Below are 22,181 nucleotides of genomic sequence, written 5' to 3' on the forward strand. Positions count from 1 at the left end.
ATTAATATAAATAAATATAATTATTTTATAAGATGTTAGCTTTGGGAGGAAAAGATGAAAAAGTATATTTCTATAATATTATTAGTAGTATTCGGTGTGACTTTTTTGGTAGGATGTTCATCAGAGCAAAGTAAATCTCCAAAAAAAGAGTTATCAGTTGTTAAAGAAGTAAAAGTGGCTGTTCCAGATGGATTGCCAGCAGTAGCAATAGCTAAACTTGCAAATGAAAATCCAGAAATTAAAGAGGGATATGAAACAGAGTATAGTATTGAGAAGACACCAGAGGCAATCTCTACGAGAGTGATGAAAAAAGATGTAGATATAGCTATAGTTCCATCAAATATGGCTGCAATAGCATATAATAAAACTTCATCATATAATATCGTTGGTACTGTAGGAATGGGTTCACTTTATTTAGTATCAACAGAAAATATAAAAGACTATTCTGATTTGCTTGGTAAAGAAGTTGGATGTACAGGTAAAGGGCTTACTCCAGATATAACTATGAAGAGTATTTTATTGCAAAAGGGTATAAGTTCTTCAGATATAAAGTTCAATTATGTGAATTCAGCAAGTGAATTAGTACCATTATTGGCTACTGGTAAAATTACAACAGGTATTGTTCCAGAACCTGCACTTAGTGCTTTGATGTCTAAAAATCCAGATATAAAAATCATAAAAAGTTTAAATGACTCATGGAAGGAAATGAGCAGCTCAAAAGAGGGCTATCCACAATCTACATTAATTGTGAAATCTGAGTTCTTAAGAGATAATAAAGATTTTATTGATTCTTTTGTAGGTCAATTATCAAATAGTATAGATTGGGCAAATAAAAATCCTGAAGAATTAGGTGCATATTCTGAAAAAATAAAAATATCTACTGAATCAAAGATAATAGGAAAAGCTCTTGAAAGAGCTAATTTAAAATATATTCCAGTTAAAGATATGCTTGAAGACTACAAAAACTACTATGATAAATTGGCTGATTTTGATGATAAGACATTAGGAGGCAAAGTACCTGATGAAGCAATATACTCTGTTGAAAAATAAAAAAAATAAAGAACAATTTATAGATAAATTAGAGGTAACACTTTCTTGTGTTATCCTCTTATTTTTATGGCAAATTATTGCTTTGAAAATTGATAATGATATCTTTTTGCCAACAGTAGTTCAAGTATTTAATAGTATTAAAGAAATCATACTTAATTCTAATTTCTATATAGACATACTTTATTCTATGGGAAGATGTTTTTTTAGTTTTTTATTTGCTGTGGTTTTTGCTATTATATTGTCAATAATGTCCTATTTAAGTAGATTTTTTAGAAACTTATTAAAACCAATTAATGCTTTAGCACGTTCAATACCAACTATGATATTGGTAGTACTTGCACTTATTTGGTTTGAAAAAGATAGCACGCCTTTTATAGTTGGATTTGCTATAGTTTTTCCTATATTATATGATAACGTTTTAGGTGCTATATTGAATATAGATAAGAATCTATTAGAAATGGCAAGTGTATATAAAATAAGATTTATAGATAAGGTACTAAAAATTTATTTGCCAGCTATAAAATTTCAAATTATATCTATACTAGTGTCAACATTTTCTTTGAGCTTGAAAGTTGCTATAGCAGGAGAGGTCTATAGTCAACCTACATATGGTATTGGAACTATGATACAGACTGAAAAAATTAATTTTAATACATCTGGAATATTTGCATGGATAATTATCGTTCTATTAATTTCTGCCATTTTACAAATAACTCAAAAGTTTTTAGCAAGGAGAGCTTTTTTATGGAAAAGATAAAGTTGAGTATTGAAAATATAAATAAAAGGTATGACAATCGTATTATATTTGAAAATTTTAATATTGATTTTTATGTTAATGAGGTTAACTGTATTCTTGGAAAATCTGGCTGTGGAAAAACTACACTTTTGAACATAATAAGTGGAATTATTAAAAATGATACTGACAATCTAAGTATCAAAGAAGAATTGAATAGAGTAGAAAATAAATTAGAAGCTAGTTATATATTTCAAGATGATAGACTTATAGACTGGTTAACAGTAGAAGAAAATATAAAGATAGTCGTAAATAGATACTATAATAAGGTTCAACTAAATAAAATTTGTGATGAGTATTTAGAATTAGTTGGAATTAGCGAATATAAAAAGTTCTATCCACAAATGCTTAGTGGTGGTCTTAGACAAAGAGTAAACATTGCCAGAGCGTTTATATACCCATCAAAAAATATTATAATGGATGAACCTTTTAAATCTATTGATGTAAAGAATACACAAATTATAATGGATAATTTTAGAAAGATACTAAAAAAAGAAAAGAGAACTGTATTATTTGTAACTCATAATATAGAGGAAGCATTATTTTTAGCAGATAGAATATTCATTTTAGGAGATTCTCCAATTAGAATAAAAAAAATATTAAAAAATTCTAATGAATTGGAAAAAAATGAAGTCTTGAAGTTGATATAGAGTTATAATAATATTGTCATTTTAAAATATACTTATTTAAAATCTATAAGGCTACGTTAAAATAGTACAGAATATTCGAAAAGATGTGTAATGTTCGTATTTTATAAAAGGGAAGTGAATGTATGGTTAAGACTAATGCTATGAGAATATTAGATTCAAATAAGATTGATTATAAAGTAATGTCTTATGAAGTGAAAAGTGAACATGTAGATGGTGTTGAGGTAGCACATGATATAGGAAGAGATGTAAATGAAGTGTATAAGACTCTAGTAACTCAAGGAGTTAGTAAGAATATATATGTATATGTAATACCAGTACATGAAAATTTGGACCTAAAAAAGGCCGCAAAGGTAGCTAAAGAGAAAAGTGTGGAGATGATTCATGTAAAAGATATAAATAAGTTTACAGGATACATTAGAGGAGGATGTTCTCCTATAGGTATGAAAAAGCTTTATAGAACTTTTGTAAATGAAAGTGCAAAAAATCTAGAGACGATTATTGTGAGTGCAGGAAAAATAGGCTATCAAATAGAGCTGTCACCATTTGATTTACAAAAGCTTATACAGGTAGAATTTGTAGATGTAATAAAAAAATAAGCATTACATATAAAATATAGAGATTATGTGCTTAATAATAGGATATATATTGTTTATAACATTAATAATAACTCTTAAATAAATATTCAGTTGCTTATATATAATTATACAAAAATATTGAGAAATTTTAAGAATAATGGTAAAGTGTAAGTGTAATCACGAATATTTTTTATAAAGTAATGGAGGGATGTTCGATTGAGGAAAATAAAATCTGAACAAATTGTTGAACATGTAAAAAAACTTTGTATAGAAGCAAGTCTATATTTAGGAGAAGATGTTCTAAGTTGTATAAAAGAAAGAGCTAAAAGTGAAAAGAGTGAAGTTGGAAAAAATATATTAAATATATTAGTTGAAAATGCTGAAATAGCAAAAGAAAAAAATATACCAATATGCCAAGATACTGGTATGGCTGTATTTTTTGTTGAATTAGGACAAGATGTTGTAATTGAAGGAGATACACTTACTGATGCTATAAATGAGGGAGTAAGACAGGGGTATGAAGAAGGATACTTAAGAAAGTCTGTTGTAAGTCCTATTAGCAGAGTGAATACAAAAGATAATACACCAGCTATTATCCATTATGAGATGGTAAAGGGTGATAAGGTTAAAATAGAGTTTGCAGCTAAGGGATTTGGAAGTGAAAATATGAGCAAGATGAAAATGTTAAAACCTTCAGATGGTTTAGAAGGTATTAAAAAATTCATAATAGATACAGTTTCAGAAGCTGGACCTAACCCATGTCCTCCTATGGTAATTGGAGTTGGTATAGGAGGAACTGTGGATAAATGTGCTCAAATAGCTAAAAAGGCACTTTTTAGAGAACTCGGAGAATTTAATAAAGATGAAAATATAGCTAAACTTGAGAGTGAATTATTAGCATCTATTAATAAGCTTGGTATAGGGCCTCAAGGATTGGGTGGAACTACAACAGCTTTAGGCTTAAATATAGAGACTTTTCCTACACATATAGCAGGTCTTCCTGTTGTTGTAAATATAAACTGCCATGCATCAAGACATAAGAAGGTAGTAATTTAGGAGGAAAATAAAATGATAAAAATAACTACACCTGTAAGTGAAATTGATATAGCTAAATTAAATTGTGGAGATACTATTAGTTTGAGTGGTATACTTTATACAGCAAGAGATGCTGCTCATAAAAGGCTGATAGATTGTATAAATAAAGGTGAGGAATTACCTTTTGATGTATATGGTCAAGGAATATATTATGTAGGACCGACTCCTACAAAGCCAGGAGAAGTTATAGGAGCTGCTGGTCCAACAACTAGCTATAGAATGGATGACTTGACTATACCTCTTTTAGAAAGAGGTCTTAGACTTATGATAGGTAAAGGAAAAAGAAGTGATGAAGTCATAGAAGGGATGCAAAAATATGGAGCAGTTTACCTTGCTGCAATAGGTGGAGCTGGGGCATATATTTCAAATTCAATAAAATCATGTGAAATTATTGCATATGAAGATTTAGGAGCAGAAGCTATAAGAAAGATTGTAGTAGAAGACCTTAAGCTTACAGTAGCTATAGATAGTTATGGAAATAATATATATGAGCAAGGTCGAGCACTTTATGAATGCAAATAAAGTTTATAAATTTATATGAATATCAAGATTAAAAAATAGTTGTATATAATTTAAGGAGGAAAATTGATGTCTAAGGATTATGCAAAATTGGCATTAGAAATGCATGAAATCAATAAAGGAAAAATAAGTGTAGAGAGCAAGGTGGAAATTAAAAATAAGGATGATTTATCAACAGCATATACGCCAGGAGTTGCAGAACCTTGTTTAAAAATACATGAAAATAAAGAAGATGTTTATAGATATACTTCTAAAGGAAATCTAGTAGCAGTAGTTAGTGATGGAAGTGCTGTACTAGGATTGGGTGATATTGGAGCAGAAGCATCTATACCTGTTATGGAAGGTAAGGCTATATTATTTAAACAATTTGCAAATGTAGATGCCTTTCCTATATGTCTAAAGACTAATGATGTAGATGAGATAGTTAAATCTATTGAATTGATGGAACCAGTATTTGGAGGAATAAATTTGGAAGACATATCTTCTCCAAGGTGCTTTGAGATAGAAGAAAGACTAAAAAAATCTTTAGGTATACCTGTATTTCATGATGACCAACATGGAACAGCAATAATTGTTGCAGCGGCTATAATAAATTCAATAAAATTAATTGAAAATAAAAAAATAGAAGATTTAGAGATAGTAATAAATGGAGCAGGAGCTGCTGGTATAGCTATAGCAAAGATACTACTTAATATGAATGTTAAAAATATAATATTATGTGATAGAAGTGGTGCATTAGAGGCTAGTATAGAAAATCTAAATTATGTTCAGAAAGAAATGTTAGAAGTAACTAATATAAGAAATGAAAAAGGTTCTTTGAAGGATATTATAAAAGGAAAAGATGTATTTATAGGTGTTTCAGGTCCAGGAGCTGTTACAAAGGAAATGGTTGAAAGTATGTCTGAAAAGCCAATAATACTAGCAATGGCAAACCCTACTCCAGAGATAATGCCAGAAGAAGCGAAACTAGGGGGAGCATTCATAATGGGAACAGGTCGTTCAGATTTCCCTAATCAAGTCAATAATGTCTTGGCTTTCCCTGGAATATTTAGAGGAGCACTTGATGTTAAGGCTAAAGAGATTAATGAAGAGATGAAGATAGCTGCTGCATATGCAATTGCCAATACTATAAGCGATGAAGAGATATGCCCAGAGTATATATTACCAGATGTATTTAATAAAAATGTTGTAAAAAATGTTGCTGAAGCAGTTAAAGAAGCAGCAATAAAAACTAAAGTAAATAGAATATAAATTTTTATATGCTCATATATCCTTATTTTATCGGATATAGGGGCATTTTTATTATAGGCTTATACTGATATATCCTTACCTTTACATACATATCTTTATGATTAAACGTGTTAGAAAATGTAGGCATGCTGATTTTTATTGTTGTGTCTATGTGGGAATGATATAATGTTAATATTATAAATTAATAAATTAAAATTTATGGAGGTGCAAGAGATAATGGAATATAAAGTTAATGACCAAGAACTTAATGCCTCAATGTTTATACCATTCGTCAATAGGATATGGCCAGGAGATTATGATATGGATGAAACACAGACTGCATTATCAAAAACTTTGAATATAACTGCTTATAATGATAAAGTGCTTGTAGGATGTCTGCGAATTCTTTCAGATGGTTATTATTTTGGAACAATTACAGAATTGCTTGTTCTTCCAGAGTATCAGAAACAAGGCATTGGTAGCAAGCTTTTTCAGCTTGCTAAAGAGAATACCCCAACTATGCTATATTTTGGTGCACAGCCAGGAGTAGAAGATTTCTATGAAAAAAATGGATGTCAAAAGAGTCTACAATCCTACATAATAAAAAAGAAAGATAGTTATTAAAGTTCCAGTTTTCAATCATCTTAAAAGTACAATATTTTAGTGGAATTATTTCATTTTTTATTATTAATATGACATAAACATGTCATATTAGTATTGATATAATTTGAATATGGTTAAGAGCCAAAGAAAAGTACAAGGAGTGATTTAAAATGGAAGAAATTAAATTTTGCCAATGTTGTGCAATGCCAATGGGACAAACTGATGAATTATATGGGACAAATAAAGATGGAAGTAAAAGTACTGATTATTGTAGTTATTGTTTCAAAGATGGTGAATTTACAGCTGATGTAAGCATGGAAGAGATGATAGAGATTTGTGTACCTCATATGATTCAAACTAATAAGGATATGACTGAAGATGAAGCAAGAACAATGATGAACAAGTTCTTTCCGACATTAAAGCGTTGGAAGTAAATTTATACAAAATTAATAATAAATATATTGATTCTGCATACATTAGTAGGTTTATTTATAATGTATTAGGTAAGTTTACAAGGAATTATATGCAGAAGAATAATGATATTAATAACAAGTGGTATGCTTCATAGCATACCACTATTTGTTGGTTTAGAGTCTAGCGCTTATTGTATGTTTAAATCTACATTATTCTCAAATTTCAAAGTATAAAATATATTTTTTCTACTCTATTTCTCTAGCTATGTCTTTTTCTACCTCAAGATTTATTTGATTAAGAGTCTTTAGCCAATTATCCAGAAATTCTAGTGAAGATAAGTTTCCTTAATAACATTAACAGATAAGGAGTTATCAAATTTTCTGATAATCTTAATGTACTTTATTAGAGAATTATCTTTTTTTATTTTTAACTGAATTAAATCCATGTGTATTTCTCCTAAATAGTTAAACTTAAAAAATCGAAGTAAATAGAAAATATTTTTCATTTTTACTTCGATTTTTTATTGTGCAAATTTTATTGAGTTCAATACTTTTTTACAAAAACAATGTAGTTACAATCAGTATATAGTAGTATAAGAATTTAAATCTAAATATTCTATTTTAAATAAGTTCCTTCTTCATCTTGATAGATTAATCCTTTTTTCATAAGTACTCCAAGAGCTCTTTTAAAATTCTTTTTACTTGAATTAAATAATATAGAAATATCTTTAGGGTCAGATTTATCATTAAATCTCATGTATCCATCAGAACCTTCTAAATAACTTAAGATTTTATTTTCTAAAGTATCAAGTTCATCTTTTCTATTTCCTCTAGGAGAGAGACCTAGTTTTCCATCTTCATATACCTTTATAACATGTAAATTTTCAAGAACATCGCCAGTTTTTAATTCAGTAAAGTATTCATTATGAAGTATTACACCAGCATATTTATTATCGACACATATCATGGCAGAATTATTAGTTTGGAATCCATATACAATTCCAGTTACAACATCTCCAACATTGTAAGTATGGTCTGTTGATAAATACGAATCTATATCTGTAGTGGCAGCAATTCTTTTACTTTTATCTAAATATATATAAAATAAATATTTTTCATCTCTAAATAATGGATAAGTTTTAGCTTTAAAAGGAACTAGTATGTCCTTAGAAAGTCCCATATCTATGAAAGTTCCAATATCTGTATTGTCAACTACTTTCAAGTGTGCTACATCTCCAACCTTAGCTAAAGGAGGAATTAAAGTGGCAGCAGTTCTATCATCAGAATCTTTAAATATGAAAACATCTACCTCATCACCTATATTTATTTCATTTTTTCCAATTAGTCTATTATGAAGAAGTATATCGTCTTTTGTATTATTAGTCTGTCCATCCAAAAAATATCCAAATTCAGTTTTTCTTTTTACCGTAAGTTTATTAAAATCACCTATGTTTATCAAATCAAAATCATCCTCTCATTTTATATTTATAATTTAGCCATAATATACTTATATAGTAGTTTTTCACAGTATATGTATTAGTATTAGTGAAATTTGTAATAAATAATGTAGTTATCTATGTATTTTGCAATTCTCTAGCTTCTTATATAGTATAAACTTCAATTTCTTTTTTGTCTTTAGATTTTACTAAAATTTTTACAAAATAAGTTAAAAACTATTGAAATAAAATTTCTTTTAAAGTATAATTGGTATATACCAAAATTGGTATATACCATATCGAAAAGTGGTGACTATATGAAAATAGTAGATAAATCTAGTAACATACCATTGCATACTCAATTAAGTTCAATAATAAGAAATATGATAGAAACTGGCGAACTTAAAGAAGGCGATGCAATAATGCCAGAAAGAGAACTTTGCAACATACAAAATGTAAGTCGTATGACAGTAAATAAAACGATTGTTGGATTAGTTACAGAAGGACTTCTTTATAGAGTACAAGGTAAAGGAACATTTGTTGCAAAGCAAAAAAAAAAATATCAGTTTTCAAACGTAAAAGGTTTTACTGATGTTATGAAAGAAAAGGGAGTAAATATAAAAACTGATATATTATCCTTTGAAATGGAACTACCTGATGATTTAGTTAAAAGAAAACTTGGAATAAGTGATAATACAACAAATATATATAAGATTGTTAGACTTAGATATACTGATGGAGAGCCATTTGGATTGGAAATAGTATATCTATCAGAAGAAATGTGTAAGGGTCTTACAAAAGGGATATTAGATAATTCTTCATTATATAGAGTGTTAAATGAAAAATATGGTTATAAGATACAAAAAGCTGAGCAAGTAATGGAACCAATAATACTTTCTGATGAAGAAAGTAAACTTTTGGAGACAGAAGAAGGTGCTTTGGCTCTTAAACTTCATAGAAATTCTTATAATAGAGAAGGTAATCCTATAGAATATACCATATCAATATTTAGAACAGATAAATATCAATATGAAATAGTATTGAGTGAGTAGGTGAATAATATGAAATGTTTAATTAATGGAAAGATAATATTAAAAAATCAAATCTTGGAAAATAAAGTACTCGTATTTGATGAAAAAATAATTGATATAGCAGATAGTGTACCAAATAATTGTGAAGTTATAGATGTTGATGGAAAGTATATATCTCCAGGGCTTATTGATATTCATATACATGGAAATATGGGTAAAGATACGATGGATTCTACTGATGAATCTATTGAGATAATTTCAAAATCAATAATGAGACATGGAGTAACTTCTTTTCTTCCAACTACAATGACTATGGATAAAGAACATGTTTATGATGCGCTTGAAATTATAAAAAAAGCCCAAAATAGAAAACTTGAAGGAGCACAGGTATTAGGTGCACACCTAGAAGGACCTTTTATAAATGAAAATTATAAAGGAGCACAAAACGAAAAATTTATAATAAATTCAAAATATGAATTTATCAAAGAATATAAAGATGTTATAAAAGTTATAACTTATGCTCCAGAGAAGGACATTGATTTTGATTTTACTAGAGAAATAAAAAGATGTACAGATATAGTATTATCTATTGGTCATAGTAATGCAAATTATGAGCAAGCTAAAGAAGCTATAAACTTAGGCGTAACAAATGTAACTCATATGTTTAATGCAATGACTGGTTTAAATCATAGAGACCCAGGTGTTGTTGGTGCAGCACTTACAACTAATGTATATAGTGAATTAATAGCAGATACAATCCATATAAATAAAGATTTATTTCAATTTATATTGAATAATAAAGGGAAAGAAAGACTTATTTTGATAACAGACTCTATAGAAGCTGGTGGGCTTGAAGATGGAGATTATGCCCTTGGAGGTCAGAAAGTAATTGTTAAGGGGAATGAAGCTAGACTTGAAAATGGAGCATTAGCTGGAAGTGTATTATCTTTAAATAAAATGGTATTTAACTTCTTAGATAATACAAATCTTAAAGTTAATGAAGCTATTAATTTAGCATCTTTAAATCCTGCAACATCTTTAGGTATAAATGGCAAAAAAGGAAGTCTAGAAATAGGTAAGGATGCAGATATAGCTATATTTGATGAGAATTTAGATTGCAAGATGACTCTTTGTTTAGGCGAAGTAGTATATAAAAATATATAATATAAAAACAAACTTCAAAGAATGTAAAAGTAACGTAAAAAATAGTAAATTGAATTTATATCAATTAAAGTATTAGCTAAAATTTAGGAGGAACAAGATGAGAGTATTAGTATGTAAAGATTATGATGGAATGAGTAAAAAAGCAGCTGAGATGATAGCAGCTCAAATAGTTTTAAAACCAAATTCAATATTAGGACTAGCTACAGGAAGTACACCAGTAGGTATGTATAGAGATTTAGTAAAAAAATATAACGATAACATAGTAGATTTTTCAGACGTAATAAGCTTTAATTTAGATGAATATTATAAGTTACCAGTATCTAATGACCAAAGCTATGATTATTTTATGAAAGAGAATCTATTTAATCATGTAAATATAAAGTTAGAGAATACTCATCTACCAAATGGAATGGCTGATGATATTGAAGAAGAATGTATAAATTATGAAGCTTCTATAGATGCAGCTGGTGGTATAGATGTACAAGTACTTGGAATAGGCCGTAATGCTCACATAGGTTTTAACGAGCCTGACAATAAATTTGCAAAAAGAACTCATGTAGTTGAACTTACAGAATCTACAATAGAAGCTAATGCAAGATTCTTTGAATCAAGAGAAGATGTCCCTAAAAAAGCTGTAAGTATGGGAATTGGTTCAATATTAAAATCTAAAAAAATATTACTTTTAGCTTCAGGAGAAGAAAAAGCTGATGCAGTATACAAAACTGTTTATGGAGATATAACTCCAGAAGTTCCTGGTTCTATACTTCAACTTCACAAAGATACTATAGTTATAGTAGATGAAGCAGCAGCAAGTAAACTGAGTCCAAAAGATTATAAATTAGTATAAGAATATAATTAGATTTAAGTAAAAAATAGCTATCTTTAAATAATAAAATTTATTTAAAGATAGCTATTTTTATTTAAGTTATTTAGTTATTACTTTTTACGAAAACTCGTTATCAAAAAGTATCCAAATAATATATTGAAAATTATTATATTAAGTGGTATTCGGTCAAGCATAATAAAACTACCTATAATTGGAATATTACCAACTGGAAACATAAATATTAATACAGGCATTAATGTTAGTAAAAAAGATGGAAGGCAAAGAAAGATTAATCTTGGAATATCAAGATACCAACTGCCATTTTTTTTATACTCCTTAATAAATAATTCAGTTCCTAACAATAAACCAATGCTACCAGAGGAGATTAAATTAATAAAAATAAATTTTTTAAAATCTTGCATAAAACCAGTGCCAAATTTACGATAGAAGTCAAAATTCAATTTAACAGCTAAAAAATACATACTTAATAGAATAATTAGAAATAAAAGATATCTAAGAGCTTTTTTCATTTTAAATTCTCCCTTCATAGATACTTTACCTAGTTTTATTTTGTTGAAATATAATTTTGTAAATGAGTTTAAGAAATCCATAAAATTAATTGAGGATTGAATAAGTATGATATATGAATAAATTTTTTTTATGCTTGAAGTAAACTGTATTACTTAATATAACTATAATATTAATTATTTGAATATTCAACAAAAAGTCTGAGAAATATCGGTTTTGCTAGAAAATGAATAAATATAGTTAGAAGTTGGATTATTATTTTATAACAATTTGTACTGAGTCTGATAAATTCTATAATAATTTGTTTTTGCCTTAAAATTGCCTTAAAATCTAAACAATTTTAAAACTAATGTAGCATAAAAAGCTGATATAATTTAAATATAGTAAAAAATATTATTTATCTTACAGATTGGGATTTTATTGTTTAATCAATGTATTTATACTATTTAATTTAAATTAAGAGTTTATTAAGGAGTGAGTGTATGAATAAGTTAATTTATATAGCAGATGACGAAGATAATATAAGAAATTTGGTAAAGACATTCTTAAAAAATGAAGGCCATGATGTTATGGATTTTAAAACAGGTGATGAACTTTTAGAGCAATTTAATAAAAAAGAGTGTGACTTAGTAATCCTAGATATAATGATGCCTGGTTTAAGTGGTTTTGATGTATGTACAAAACTTCGTGAGAAGAGTACTGTTCCAATAATCATGCTTACTGCAAGAGATACAGATATAGATTATATTACAGGGATAACTTTGGGTAGTGATGATTATTTTACAAAGCCATTTAGCCCAATGTCTTTAGTTATGAGAGTAAAGTCGATATTTAGAAGGATAGAATTTGAAAAGAAACAAATTTATGATAAGTATGGTGATTCTGTAGATATGGAATTAAAATTTGGTGATATAACAATAAATAAAAAGAATAAAATCGTTACAAATAAAAGTGACAATATAGACTTAACACCAAATGAATACAACTTATTAACCTATTTGTTTGAAAATAGAGACAGGGCAGTTTCTAGAGATGAATTATTAAATAAAATATGGGGATATGATATTGAAGTTGAGACAAGAGCTGCTGATGATACGGTAAAGAGACTACGTAAAAAAATTTTAGATACAAATATTTTGATAGAAACTGTCTGGGGGTTTGGGTTTAGATTAAAGGAGAAAAATTCAGATGGAAAATAAAAATGATAAAAAGAGAACAACTAAGATTAAATCCATACTTAAATTAAAATTTTCAAGGAAAAATATAAGTATAAAAACTAGGATTTTATTGAGTATATTGTGTTTAATAATTGTAGTTTTTATGATAATATTAGTATCTTTTAATGTATTGCTTGATACATACATAAAAACTACTGCAAATGAAGAGCTAACAAAATCTACAGAAATAGTAGAACATATGGATAGTAATTTTAGACCTATCAAGCCTCCTCAAGATGATGGAAAGCTTCCGCCAAAAGCATTATCTAATTTTATGAGAAATGTACAAGATAAAGTTAGGATGGCAGAAACACAATCAGATGCTGATGCTATGGTGATTGATTCGAAGTATAACTTGATATTTCCAACAAGAGAGGATGATTTTTTAAAGAATATTGATGAGATGGAATCGATTAAAAAGTGTATCCAAAATGAAAAACTAGACTTAAACTCAGATGAAAACACACGTATCTCTACTGGAAGTAAGGATTACTATATTTCGACTGTAAAAATAACTAGTATATATGGAGAACAAGATAAGTATTTGATTCTTTTTATAGATATATCAAAAACTTTAAATCTAGTTCAAAAGATAAACATTGTATTGATATTTGTAATGTGTTTTGCTGGGATATTAGCAATATTTACAGCTGTAGTTTTATCTGAGAAAATTGCTAAACCTATAAAAGAGTTGTGTGGTTTTGCAAAAAAAATGGGTCATGGGGATTTTAAAAGAACTTACTTTGACTTTTCAGATAAGGAATTAGTAGAACTTTCAAATATTATGAATAAGAGTGCTGAATATCTTGATAAGTATGATAATGAACAAAAAATATTTTTTCAAAATGCTTCTCATGAACTTAGGACTCCACTTATGTCCATTAAAGGTTATGCAGAAGCCATAAAGTATAATGTAATAGATAGCAAACATGCAAGTGATATAATACTTGAAGAAAGTGATAGATTGAGTGATATGGTCGAAGATTTGTTATATATATCTAAAATTGATAATATAACTAGAGATTATGACCTTGTAGAATGTGATTTAAGGGAAGTACTTTCAAACTGTGGTTCTAGACAAAATGTAAGAGCGACAAATAAAGGTATAAAATTTATTTATGAGTTTGATGAAGAAATGGTTCTATTTGAATGTGATGAAAAAAATGTATCCAAAGCATTTATGAATCTTATAGAAAATGCTTTAAGGTATGCTAAGAGTGAAATTAAAATCGTATGTAAATATAATCAAAAAAATATAGTTGTTGTAGTTGAAGATGATGGGATTGGTATTAATAAAGACGATTTACCTCATATTTTTGAACGATTTTATAAGGGGGTTGGGGGAAATCATGGAATTGGATTATCAATAGTTAAATCTATTGTAAATAAACATGGTGGACGTATATATGCTGAAAATGGTAAAAAAGGAGCTAAGTTTACTATAGTATTTAAGTTATAAAGATAATATTGATATATATTAAAGAAAATATGTCAATATTTGAAGTTGTTTTTTACATATATCTATTGTATACTGTTGAAAAAAGAACAATATTAAGCTGACATATATTATAATGGTTGACAATTAAGGTAGATGCTTAAATATATATGCAGAAAGGAAAAATAAAATCTGAAGTGTATTTAGTTTAAGTAAGCTTCTTATTTTATAAAAAATATGTATGAAAGAACAACTGCTTTTTGATATTACAAATTTAGTAACAGTTATCTTTGAAGCTTTTGTTGTCCATATGTTTTTATCAGATTTTTTAGGTCAGAAAGAAGGATATACAAGAGCTGTAAGATATGCTAGATGGGGTTTTATAATATGCTTAGGAGCCTGTAATTTAATAACTTTAAATCCTATAATCACAACACCTTTAATTTTCATCCTTATTTTTTCATCATCATTTTTATATGAAGGAAATATAAAGACACGATTGTTTGCTACTGTTTTATTAAATGTATTCTTTATATTATCAGAAATTGTGGTAACAAGTATTTTTGTTTTATTTATAAAAGAAGGCTTCGAAATAATGTTTGAAAACAATACTATAAGAGTACTAGCCACAATTTTATCTAAGATAGTTTTTTTATTTATATGCAAAATTGTTTGTTTATTTAAAAAAGATGTACATTCAGATATGCCAATAAAATATTGGATTACTCTACTTGCAATACCTTTATTAAGCTTATTTCTGACTGTTTCTATATTTGATACAAATAAGTTTTTTAGTTCTGAAAGTTTAAAGTTTCTAAACTTAATATCAAGTGTTGGCATTTTATATATTAATTTTATTGTGTTTTATCTATTTAAATCTATTATAGATAAAACTAAATTATCTATGAACTATGAAATACTTGAGCAAGAAATAATTCATAAGGAAGAATTAAGGCTTAGTAATGAACGTTATAAAATTATTGTTGAACAGACTGATTCTGTTGTCTTTGAATGGAATGCTAAAGAAAATAAATCATTTGTATCTCAAGCATGGAATGAAAAATTTGGATACAGTAATAAATGTGACAATCTTTTAAAAGAGATTATGGATAAAGAATTAGTTCATCATGAAGATTATAGGGGATTTGAAGAGTTTCTTAAGTGTATTAAAGAAAATAACAAACATAATCAAATAATCTATCGTTTAAAAAAATCTGATGGCGAATACCTTTGGTGTAGGACATCAGTAACCAAGATTTTTAATGATGAAAATGAACTTTTGAAGGTTGTAGGTGTAATTGTAGATGTAGATAGCGATATAAAAAAATACGAAGAGTTGAAAACTAGAGCAGAAAGTGACTCATTGACAAATATATACAATAAAGGAACCTTTGAAAAATTAGTAGAAGAAGTTATATCTACAAATAAAAGTAATAAAAAAGATGCATTATTCATTATTGATTTGGACGATTTTAAGGAAATAAATGATAATTTTGGACATCCATTTGGTGATTTTGTATTAAAAACCTTTGCTGAGAAGATACAAGATAGTTTTGGGAATGAAGATTTAGTTGGAAGAATTGGTGGGGATGAATTTGTAGTATATATGCAAGATTATCATTCAGAAGTAAATTTGCATAAAAAAGCTAAAGAATTAAATAGAGTACTTTATGAGAACTACAATGATTTAAGTTTTAGCTTTGAGGCTTCTGTTAGTATAGGTATTGCAAGACATCCTCAAAATGGAAATTCATTTTTAGAATTGTTTAAAAATGCAGATAGAGCTCTTTATAATGTGAAGGCTTCTGGAAAAAATTCTTACTGTTTATTTGAAGAAGAATTATACATACAGTGAATTTAGAAGATATAGTTTGAGTATATAGTTAAATTATTAAAAAAGTTGACTCATGTAGTGAATTTGTAAGTATTTGTTAAAGGCTATGACTATAAAAAGCATAGCCTTATTTTCATGTATAATTAAGTATTATGTATTTTAAAACAATTCCATTTATTAAAACCAAATTGGCAATAAGTTTTATGGTTTAAAAATATGTAGGATTCATAAATGGTATTATAAGTTCTGTGGCTTCTCCATCTGCATCAAGTCCCCAGTATCCACTATAAATACCATCACCCATACCACTTGTTAGCATAATTAATCTATAAGGTGTTTGTGGTAATTGCCAAATCAAAAAATTGCCATATTTATTCTGTACATTTGGATACATTTCATAGCTTTTTTCAAAAAGTGCTGAAAAATAATCGTTATATTTATTTTTATCTGGATTTTCATTTTGCCATTTTATTATAAATTCTTTGTATTTTTCTGCAACCTTTGCATCTGAAAAGCAAGCTAATCCTGTATCTACACCAAAGAAAGTCCATGCTCCTGCTTGTCCAAAGTCATCGATTTTCTTTCCTTTTGGCATAGCAATTTCATATTTAATGGGTTGTTGGTCACTAATAATTAATCTAGTTGCTACAATTCTAAGTCCTACAATTTCAGAATGACAGATAGAAATTTCTACAGGATAACTTCCAGATGGTATTTTTCTTTCTAAATAAGTTTCATATTCACTACCTAAGTATGCAAGAGGGTCTGCAAGGACAACTTCTCCACTTGGAAAATCTGTCTCTCCCACAATTAAGGATTCAAGTTTGTCACTTTTCTGAAACAAGCTTTGAAAGAATTCTACTGGATAATTTTCCTGATTTAAAAATTTTAGGTTCTTTTCAAATGCTATTTGTGCAGGATGTTTAACTAGTTCTCTAATTTCTTTTCTTGTGTTTGTGTCAATAAAATATTTTCCACTTTTATCAGAGCGAAATTCTAGGTCTGTTCCTATAGGCATATAAAAAATATTTAAAGTAGTTGGTTCAATATTAATAAGAGTATTAAAATCTATAATTGTCATGTTTTTAGGATTGTCAATATACTCTTGTGTATCTGTATCTCCAAAAGCAATCCATCCATTTCCAAATTTACTGTCTTCTCTAAAAAGCCACTTCAATTTTGATGTACCATTGAGAATTGATTTGCTGACAATACAACCTCCTGCTCCAGTTATATACTGCTTCATTTCTGATTTTTCATCTTTCGCTTCCTTTTTATTAGACAATTTCATATAAATTCTCCTTGCTTTTTATAGTTTTAAAATAGTATAATTTATTATTTGTGGATAATAAAAACAGTTAATCTAGCCATTTGCTAGCATTTTTCTAACTCAAAATAATGTAATACAGATTACCAAACCTATAGCGCTGATAGCCAAAAAAATCAATCCAACTCCAACTGATTTTTTTCTAGATTCAATTTCTTTGCAATCTTCTTTAGACATATTTATAATAGGGTATTTTCGTCTACCTATTAAGTATATTATTAAACCACTCGAATTATTACCATTCATAGCAAATAATCCCCACAATTTAGGATGTTTTAATCCACGAGCTTTTGCATCAATCACAGTCATATGATAAATTTGATATACAACACCAACTGAACCCACAAGAGCTACAGCAAAACATATCAAAATAAGCATAGTTTTATTCGCTTCCATAATGAGTACACCTCCTAAAATTTTCTTATAATTTGGTAGAACAATGCTGATGAACTTATTATTGCTATACAAAATACACTAGCCATAAAGTAGTAGTTGTCTGGTATAAATCTATTAAATAGCACAAATAAAATAAGTAACATAATATTGATAATAATTGCAGTTATTAACTTTTTATTACTATGAACTACATTTGTACTTTCTTCTAAATGTTCAATCATTTTATTATCTCCTTTCAATAATTCATCTAAGCTAATGGAATACAAATCACTTAGTTTGATAACGCTTATAATATCTGGATAAGATTTCTCATTTTCCCAATTTGAAATTGTTTGTCGTGATACATTAATTTTTTCTGCAACTTTTTCTTGTGTCAATCCAGAATTTATACGAGCATTTTTCAGTTTCTTTCCAATTTCCATGTAGCTATCGCTCCTTTCATAATTATTTTGTCATATTGAGAGGGTAAAATCTATCAAATATCTTTTACAATGGTGATTTAAGTGTGTCAAAATGTTTTTACATGCTTGTATATGTGTTGAAACAGGTCTTATTTCTTGAGTTAATTTCAATCATTTTTATAGAAATATAAATCTGAAGTATTTCATCAGCATAGTCTAGTGTAATACCTGTAATTTCTTTTATTTTATTAATTCTATAAAACAGAGTATTTCTATGGATATTTAAAACTTCAGCTGCTTTGCTTGGCGAATTATTAAAGTAGATATATTGTTTTAAGGTCTCTAACAAATTAGAACCTTTTTTTTTATCTTCTTCAATTAGTTTGGTCACAGCAGGATGATTGAGGTCATATAAATCATAGTTGGCACTAAGTAGCTCGTAGAGGATATATGGTATGCTTTTCCCAAATGGAGAAAAGTTTATGTTATATTTTTGAGCAATTTCACTAGCTTTTTTGGCTTGAATATAATACTTCCAACTATCAGATAGCTTTGAAAATCTTGGGCTTATTCCAGCATAAAGTGAATTTAGTTTTAAGTAATTAATAAATTCTTTATTTTCATGCTCAATTAAATTATGAATTAAAGAATCATTAATAAAAACAACTAAAGCAGACTTATATACTACACAATTATTAGATGGTATAAATGCACTTAAAGACTGCATAATAAAAGGAACTTTACTGTCAAAGTAATTATTATCTTTGTTCACTATCACCATTATGTTTAATGAATTTGACTTAGTCCAATTTAAATAATGAAATCTTCTGCTTATAGTATCATCATCTAGATATTTTTTTTCTAACAAATCAGAAAGTATATAATTAGGAATAAGTTTTTTATCTATATTAAATAGATTATTTTTTTGTAGTTCTAGAGATAAAGCTTTATTAAGTGATTCTAATAATTTGAAGTGAAATTCATTAAATGGAATTTTCCATTCACAGATAGCTATATGAGCTATTTCAATTTCTTCTACACATACGGATGAGATTAATGTACCAAGCCAGTTGTCTGGTTTATTTTCTTCTTTAATAGATTTATTATAATGTATTTTTTTATGTATATTTTGATATTTTATGTAATTTATAGTTTCTTCGTCTAAATATTTGTCTCCATTAGAATCTTCAGTAAGTTGTAATATATCACTAACATCGTAAGAATAAGCCAAAACTTTAAAGGTAGAGTCACGAATTATCATAGGATAGCCAAATTCTTCATGTGCTATATCAATTAAATATTGTATGCCTTTATTCTCAGAAACTACATCAAAAAACCTTTGAGAGCATAAACTAAGATGTATTTCTTGATTCATAATATTTAACAATTCACTAAAAAGGTCATACTTTTCTTTTTTTGATTTTATGATACAAATATTTGAGTTTAAATTGTATCTTTCTAAATCAATGTTAACTTCATTTTGTATAAATATACCTAAAAAATTTATATTGTTCAAATCCACAGTAATATCTGATATATTTCCTAAATATAAACATCCAGTAGTAAATTCAGTTTGATTATTCTTATAAATATTCAAGCTAGTAATGTCTATATATTCATCTGTAAATGGCTTTAATACTGAGATATATTGAGATATATCCTTCATTAAATCTGCTAATTTCATGCTAAACCCCCTCTAGTTATACTTTATTGTACTATAGCACAATCAATATAGTATATTTTACATCAAAGTTTAGGTTATAACACATAGTTTAGGTAAATTAATTTATATATAATTAGTTATATAAATTAAGAAAATATCAAAGTAAGAAATTTTTAATTAAATAAGAATTAGATTTTTAATAAATAAAAATAAAGGGAGTGTGGAGTATGGCAGTAACTAAAATTACGAATGTTAAAATATTTGATGGAGAAAAACTTTCAGAACAAAGGAGTGTTGTAATAAAAGATGGTGTTATATCATCAAAAACAATAGCTGATATTACTATAGATGGAGAAGGATGCACTTTACTTCCAGGATTTATTGATTCTCATATACATTTGGATAGTTTAAAAAACTTGGAGGACGCAACTGATTGGGGTATAACTACTATGCTTGATATGGCGACTAATAGTAAAGATGTAGTAGAATCTTTAAGAAATTTAGACGGATTAACTGATATTCGTAGTGTATATGAACCTGTTGCACCAGAATCTCACCCTCATCTCATGGGAATGGGGTTTAAAGATAGTAAAATACATACTATTGAAGATGCTGAAAATTTTGCTAAGAAACAAATTAAACAAGGAGCAGATTTTGTAAAAATCATAATAGAAGACCCTAAAACATCTAAAACGGCTTTTGATTTTGAGACAATAAAAAGAGTAGTTGAGATATCTCATGAACATGGGAAAAAAGTATTTGCTCATGCACCTACAACTATAGCTTATGAATATGCAGAAAAAGCAAATGTTGATGTAATAAATCATATTCCTTTTATAGGTAAATTATCTGAGGATGTAGCCAAAAGGATAAAAGAGAAAAATCTTATATCAATTCCAACTATAGTTATGATGGAAAGTATAATATCAAATATAAAGAAAGCTACAGGAAGAGAAGATGTTAGGTTAGAAACAGCAATAGAAAATACAGCTACATTGAAAAAAGCTGGAGTGATGATATTAGCTGGAACTGATGCAAACAATGATAAAAATTCTGTTAGTATAGTGAAACATGGAGAATCTCTTCATCGTGAATTTGAATTATTAGTTAAAGCAGGTATTAATACAATTGAAGTACTTGAGAGTGCAACAAGTTTACCAGCAAAATTATTAGGTCTTAATGACCGTGGAGTAATAAGAGAGGGGAAAAGAGCTGATTTAGTAATGGTTGAAGGTGACCCAATTAAAAATATAGTAGCAACTAGAAATATAAAAGGTGTATGGATAAAGGGTAATAAAGTAAGATAATGAATTGAGTATTGCTAAAAATAAAAGAAGTTTATATAAAAGGAGATTGAGAATATGTTATTAAGTAGACCAGGAAAGAATTCTATAGAAGATATAGTGGATAAAAATAGTGTAAAAGAGCTTATAGAATTTGAAAGGTTTTGTAGAGATAATGCGTTATGGGATGAAATGAAAAAATGCTTTGCAAAGGAATCTACTGTTTCAATATCTTGGTATCAAGGTAGTGGAGAGGGGTTCATAGAAGAGTCAAGTAAGATGAAATCTTATGCACCACATAAAATATGTGATACATTAGTTTGGGTAAATAAAGATAAGGCAGTATCAATTACAATGGGAGCTATCCATATTAGAAATGAAATAGATGGAAATTTAGTTGAACTTCAGTCAGATGTCAAGTTTCTGTATAAGACTCAAAAGATAGACGATATATGGTATATAATATCTATGGATGCTATATATGAAAAAGATATAATTTTACCTGTTTATCAGGATGGGGATGTCAAAATTTCTAAGGGAGATATAAAGGATTATAGACCTTCATATGCAAGTCTTTCTTACATGCTTAGTACAGATGGATATAAAATAAATCAAGAACTCCCTGGAATAGATAGACCAGAGATGGTTGACAGTCTTTATAAAGATGCAGATAAATGGCTATTAGATAACTCTAGAAATTAGTTTGAATATA

Annotated in this window: 23 protein-coding genes; 17 read left to right on the plus strand and 6 right to left on the minus strand. The window is 27.8% G+C overall.

The annotated features are described in order from the left end of the window. The first annotated feature begins 54 nt into the window (after window positions 1-54). The 9 genes from KGF38_RS13585 (at window position 55) to KGF38_RS13625 (ending at window position 6,949) form a co-directional block, all read left to right on the plus strand. Window positions 55-1,050 (plus strand): ABC transporter substrate-binding protein, encoded by a 996-nt coding sequence (locus KGF38_RS13585; RefSeq protein WP_054269542.1) that lies wholly within the window; start codon window positions 55-57, stop codon window positions 1,048-1,050. Next, entirely contained in the window at window positions 1,022-1,807 is a 786-nt protein-coding gene (locus KGF38_RS13590; RefSeq protein WP_054269543.1) for an ABC transporter permease, read from the plus strand. Before KGF38_RS13585 ends, KGF38_RS13590 begins: the two co-directional genes overlap by 29 nt. After that, window positions 1,795-2,493 carry an ABC transporter ATP-binding protein gene (locus KGF38_RS13595; RefSeq protein ID WP_054276159.1) on the plus strand — a complete coding sequence of 233 codons (699 nt, stop codon included), beginning with the start codon at window positions 1,795-1,797 and terminating at the stop codon, window positions 2,491-2,493. The genes KGF38_RS13590 and KGF38_RS13595 overlap by 13 nt, the downstream gene beginning before the upstream one ends. Window positions 2,494-2,615: 122 nt before the next feature. Then, window positions 2,616-3,089, plus strand: a complete 474-nt coding sequence (ybaK, locus tag KGF38_RS13600; protein ID WP_054269545.1) for a Cys-tRNA(Pro) deacylase — start codon at window positions 2,616-2,618, stop codon at window positions 3,087-3,089. A gap of 195 nt (window positions 3,090-3,284) precedes the next feature. Continuing rightward, complete coding sequence (locus KGF38_RS13605; protein ID WP_054269546.1) at window positions 3,285-4,124, plus strand: fumarate hydratase; 840 nt, start codon at window positions 3,285-3,287, stop codon at window positions 4,122-4,124. Window positions 4,125-4,136: 12 nt separating this feature from the next. Continuing rightward, complete coding sequence (locus tag KGF38_RS13610) at window positions 4,137-4,685, plus strand: Fe-S-containing hydro-lyase (RefSeq protein WP_074178270.1); 549 nt, start codon at window positions 4,137-4,139, stop codon at window positions 4,683-4,685. Between the two features lie 66 nt (window positions 4,686-4,751). After that, window positions 4,752-5,933, plus strand: coding sequence for an NADP-dependent malic enzyme (locus tag KGF38_RS13615; protein ID WP_176702447.1), 1,182 nt, complete (start codon window positions 4,752-4,754; stop codon window positions 5,931-5,933). A 216-nt stretch (window positions 5,934-6,149) separates the two neighbouring features. After that, window positions 6,150-6,536, plus strand: coding sequence for a GNAT family N-acetyltransferase (locus KGF38_RS13620; protein WP_054276161.1), 387 nt, complete (start codon window positions 6,150-6,152; stop codon window positions 6,534-6,536). A gap of 149 nt (window positions 6,537-6,685) precedes the next feature. After that, window positions 6,686-6,949, plus strand: a complete 264-nt coding sequence (locus KGF38_RS13625; RefSeq protein ID WP_054276162.1) for a zinc ribbon domain-containing protein — start codon at window positions 6,686-6,688, stop codon at window positions 6,947-6,949. A gap of 595 nt (window positions 6,950-7,544) precedes the next feature. Here KGF38_RS13625 and KGF38_RS13630 read toward each other — a convergent pair. Further along, window positions 7,545-8,387 carry a S1 RNA-binding domain-containing protein gene (locus KGF38_RS13630; RefSeq protein WP_054269551.1) on the minus strand — a complete coding sequence of 281 codons (843 nt, stop codon included), beginning with the start codon at window positions 8,385-8,387 and terminating at the stop codon, window positions 7,545-7,547. A gap of 294 nt (window positions 8,388-8,681) precedes the next feature. Between KGF38_RS13630 and KGF38_RS13635 the strand changes: the two genes are divergently transcribed. The 3 genes from KGF38_RS13635 to nagB all read left to right on the plus strand — a co-directional run bounded on the left by KGF38_RS13635 (window position 8,682) and on the right by nagB (window position 11,406). Next, window positions 8,682-9,416, plus strand: coding sequence for a GntR family transcriptional regulator (locus KGF38_RS13635; protein WP_054269552.1), 735 nt, complete (start codon window positions 8,682-8,684; stop codon window positions 9,414-9,416). 9 nt (window positions 9,417-9,425) lie between these two features. Next, on the plus strand, window positions 9,426-10,559 hold the full coding sequence (gene nagA / locus KGF38_RS13640) for an N-acetylglucosamine-6-phosphate deacetylase (protein ID WP_074178268.1): 1,134 nt from the start codon (window positions 9,426-9,428) through the stop codon (window positions 10,557-10,559). Between the two features lie 97 nt (window positions 10,560-10,656). Then, the gene (nagB, locus tag KGF38_RS13645) at window positions 10,657-11,406 is read left to right on the plus strand and encodes a glucosamine-6-phosphate deaminase (protein WP_054269554.1); all 750 of its coding nucleotides are present in this window, start codon (window positions 10,657-10,659) and stop codon (window positions 11,404-11,406) included. An 89-nt stretch (window positions 11,407-11,495) separates the two neighbouring features. Here nagB and KGF38_RS13650 read toward each other — a convergent pair whose 3' ends face one another. Further along, a complete protein-coding gene (locus KGF38_RS13650; protein WP_054269555.1) occupies window positions 11,496-11,915 on the minus strand; it encodes a hypothetical protein in 420 nt (139 codons plus the stop codon). Window positions 11,916-12,395: 480 nt separating this feature from the next. Here KGF38_RS13650 and KGF38_RS13655 point away from each other — a divergent pair, with 480 nt between their 5' ends. The 3 genes from KGF38_RS13655 to KGF38_RS13665 all read left to right on the plus strand — a co-directional run bounded on the left by KGF38_RS13655 (window position 12,396) and on the right by KGF38_RS13665 (window position 16,420). Continuing rightward, the gene (locus KGF38_RS13655) at window positions 12,396-13,112 is read left to right on the plus strand and encodes a response regulator transcription factor (RefSeq protein ID WP_054269556.1); all 717 of its coding nucleotides are present in this window, start codon (window positions 12,396-12,398) and stop codon (window positions 13,110-13,112) included. Beyond that, window positions 13,102-14,589 carry a sensor histidine kinase gene (locus tag KGF38_RS13660; RefSeq protein ID WP_176702446.1) on the plus strand — a complete coding sequence of 496 codons (1,488 nt, stop codon included), beginning with the start codon at window positions 13,102-13,104 and terminating at the stop codon, window positions 14,587-14,589. The genes KGF38_RS13655 and KGF38_RS13660 overlap by 11 nt, the downstream gene beginning before the upstream one ends. 217 nt (window positions 14,590-14,806) lie before the next feature. Continuing rightward, window positions 14,807-16,420, plus strand: coding sequence for a diguanylate cyclase (locus KGF38_RS13665; RefSeq protein ID WP_074178267.1), 1,614 nt, complete (start codon window positions 14,807-14,809; stop codon window positions 16,418-16,420). Window positions 16,421-16,607: 187 nt separating this feature from the next. On the opposite strand, the gene KGF38_RS13670 is transcribed toward KGF38_RS13665, so the two are convergent. The 4 genes from KGF38_RS13670 to KGF38_RS13685 form a co-directional block, all read right to left on the minus strand. Beyond that, window positions 16,608-17,690, minus strand: coding sequence for a DUF2185 domain-containing protein (locus KGF38_RS13670; protein ID WP_079770223.1), 1,083 nt, complete (start codon window positions 17,688-17,690; stop codon window positions 16,608-16,610). Window positions 17,691-17,789: 99 nt separating this feature from the next. Continuing rightward, entirely contained in the window at window positions 17,790-18,122 is a 333-nt protein-coding gene (locus KGF38_RS13675; RefSeq protein WP_054269559.1) for a hypothetical protein, read from the minus strand. Window positions 18,123-18,136: 14 nt separating this feature from the next. After that, on the minus strand, window positions 18,137-18,544 hold the full coding sequence (locus tag KGF38_RS13680) for a helix-turn-helix domain-containing protein (RefSeq protein ID WP_054269560.1): 408 nt from the start codon (window positions 18,542-18,544) through the stop codon (window positions 18,137-18,139). A gap of 97 nt (window positions 18,545-18,641) precedes the next feature. Continuing rightward, a complete protein-coding gene (locus KGF38_RS13685; RefSeq protein ID WP_074178266.1) occupies window positions 18,642-20,207 on the minus strand; it encodes a PucR family transcriptional regulator in 1,566 nt (521 codons plus the stop codon). A 206-nt stretch (window positions 20,208-20,413) separates the two neighbouring features. On the opposite strand from KGF38_RS13685, the gene KGF38_RS13690 reads away from it, so the two are divergent. Together KGF38_RS13690 and KGF38_RS13695 are read left to right on the plus strand one after the other, a co-directional pair. Then, complete coding sequence (locus KGF38_RS13690; RefSeq protein ID WP_074178265.1) at window positions 20,414-21,493, plus strand: amidohydrolase family protein; 1,080 nt, start codon at window positions 20,414-20,416, stop codon at window positions 21,491-21,493. 54 nt (window positions 21,494-21,547) lie between these two features. Next, complete coding sequence (locus tag KGF38_RS13695) at window positions 21,548-22,171, plus strand: hypothetical protein (protein WP_074178264.1); 624 nt, start codon at window positions 21,548-21,550, stop codon at window positions 22,169-22,171. Window positions 22,172-22,181 lie beyond the last annotated feature (10 nt).

The organism is Clostridioides sp. ZZV14-6387 (genome assembly GCF_020657835.1).
GTDB classification, from domain to species: Bacteria; Bacillota; Clostridia; order Peptostreptococcales; family Peptostreptococcaceae; genus Clostridioides; species Clostridioides difficile_A.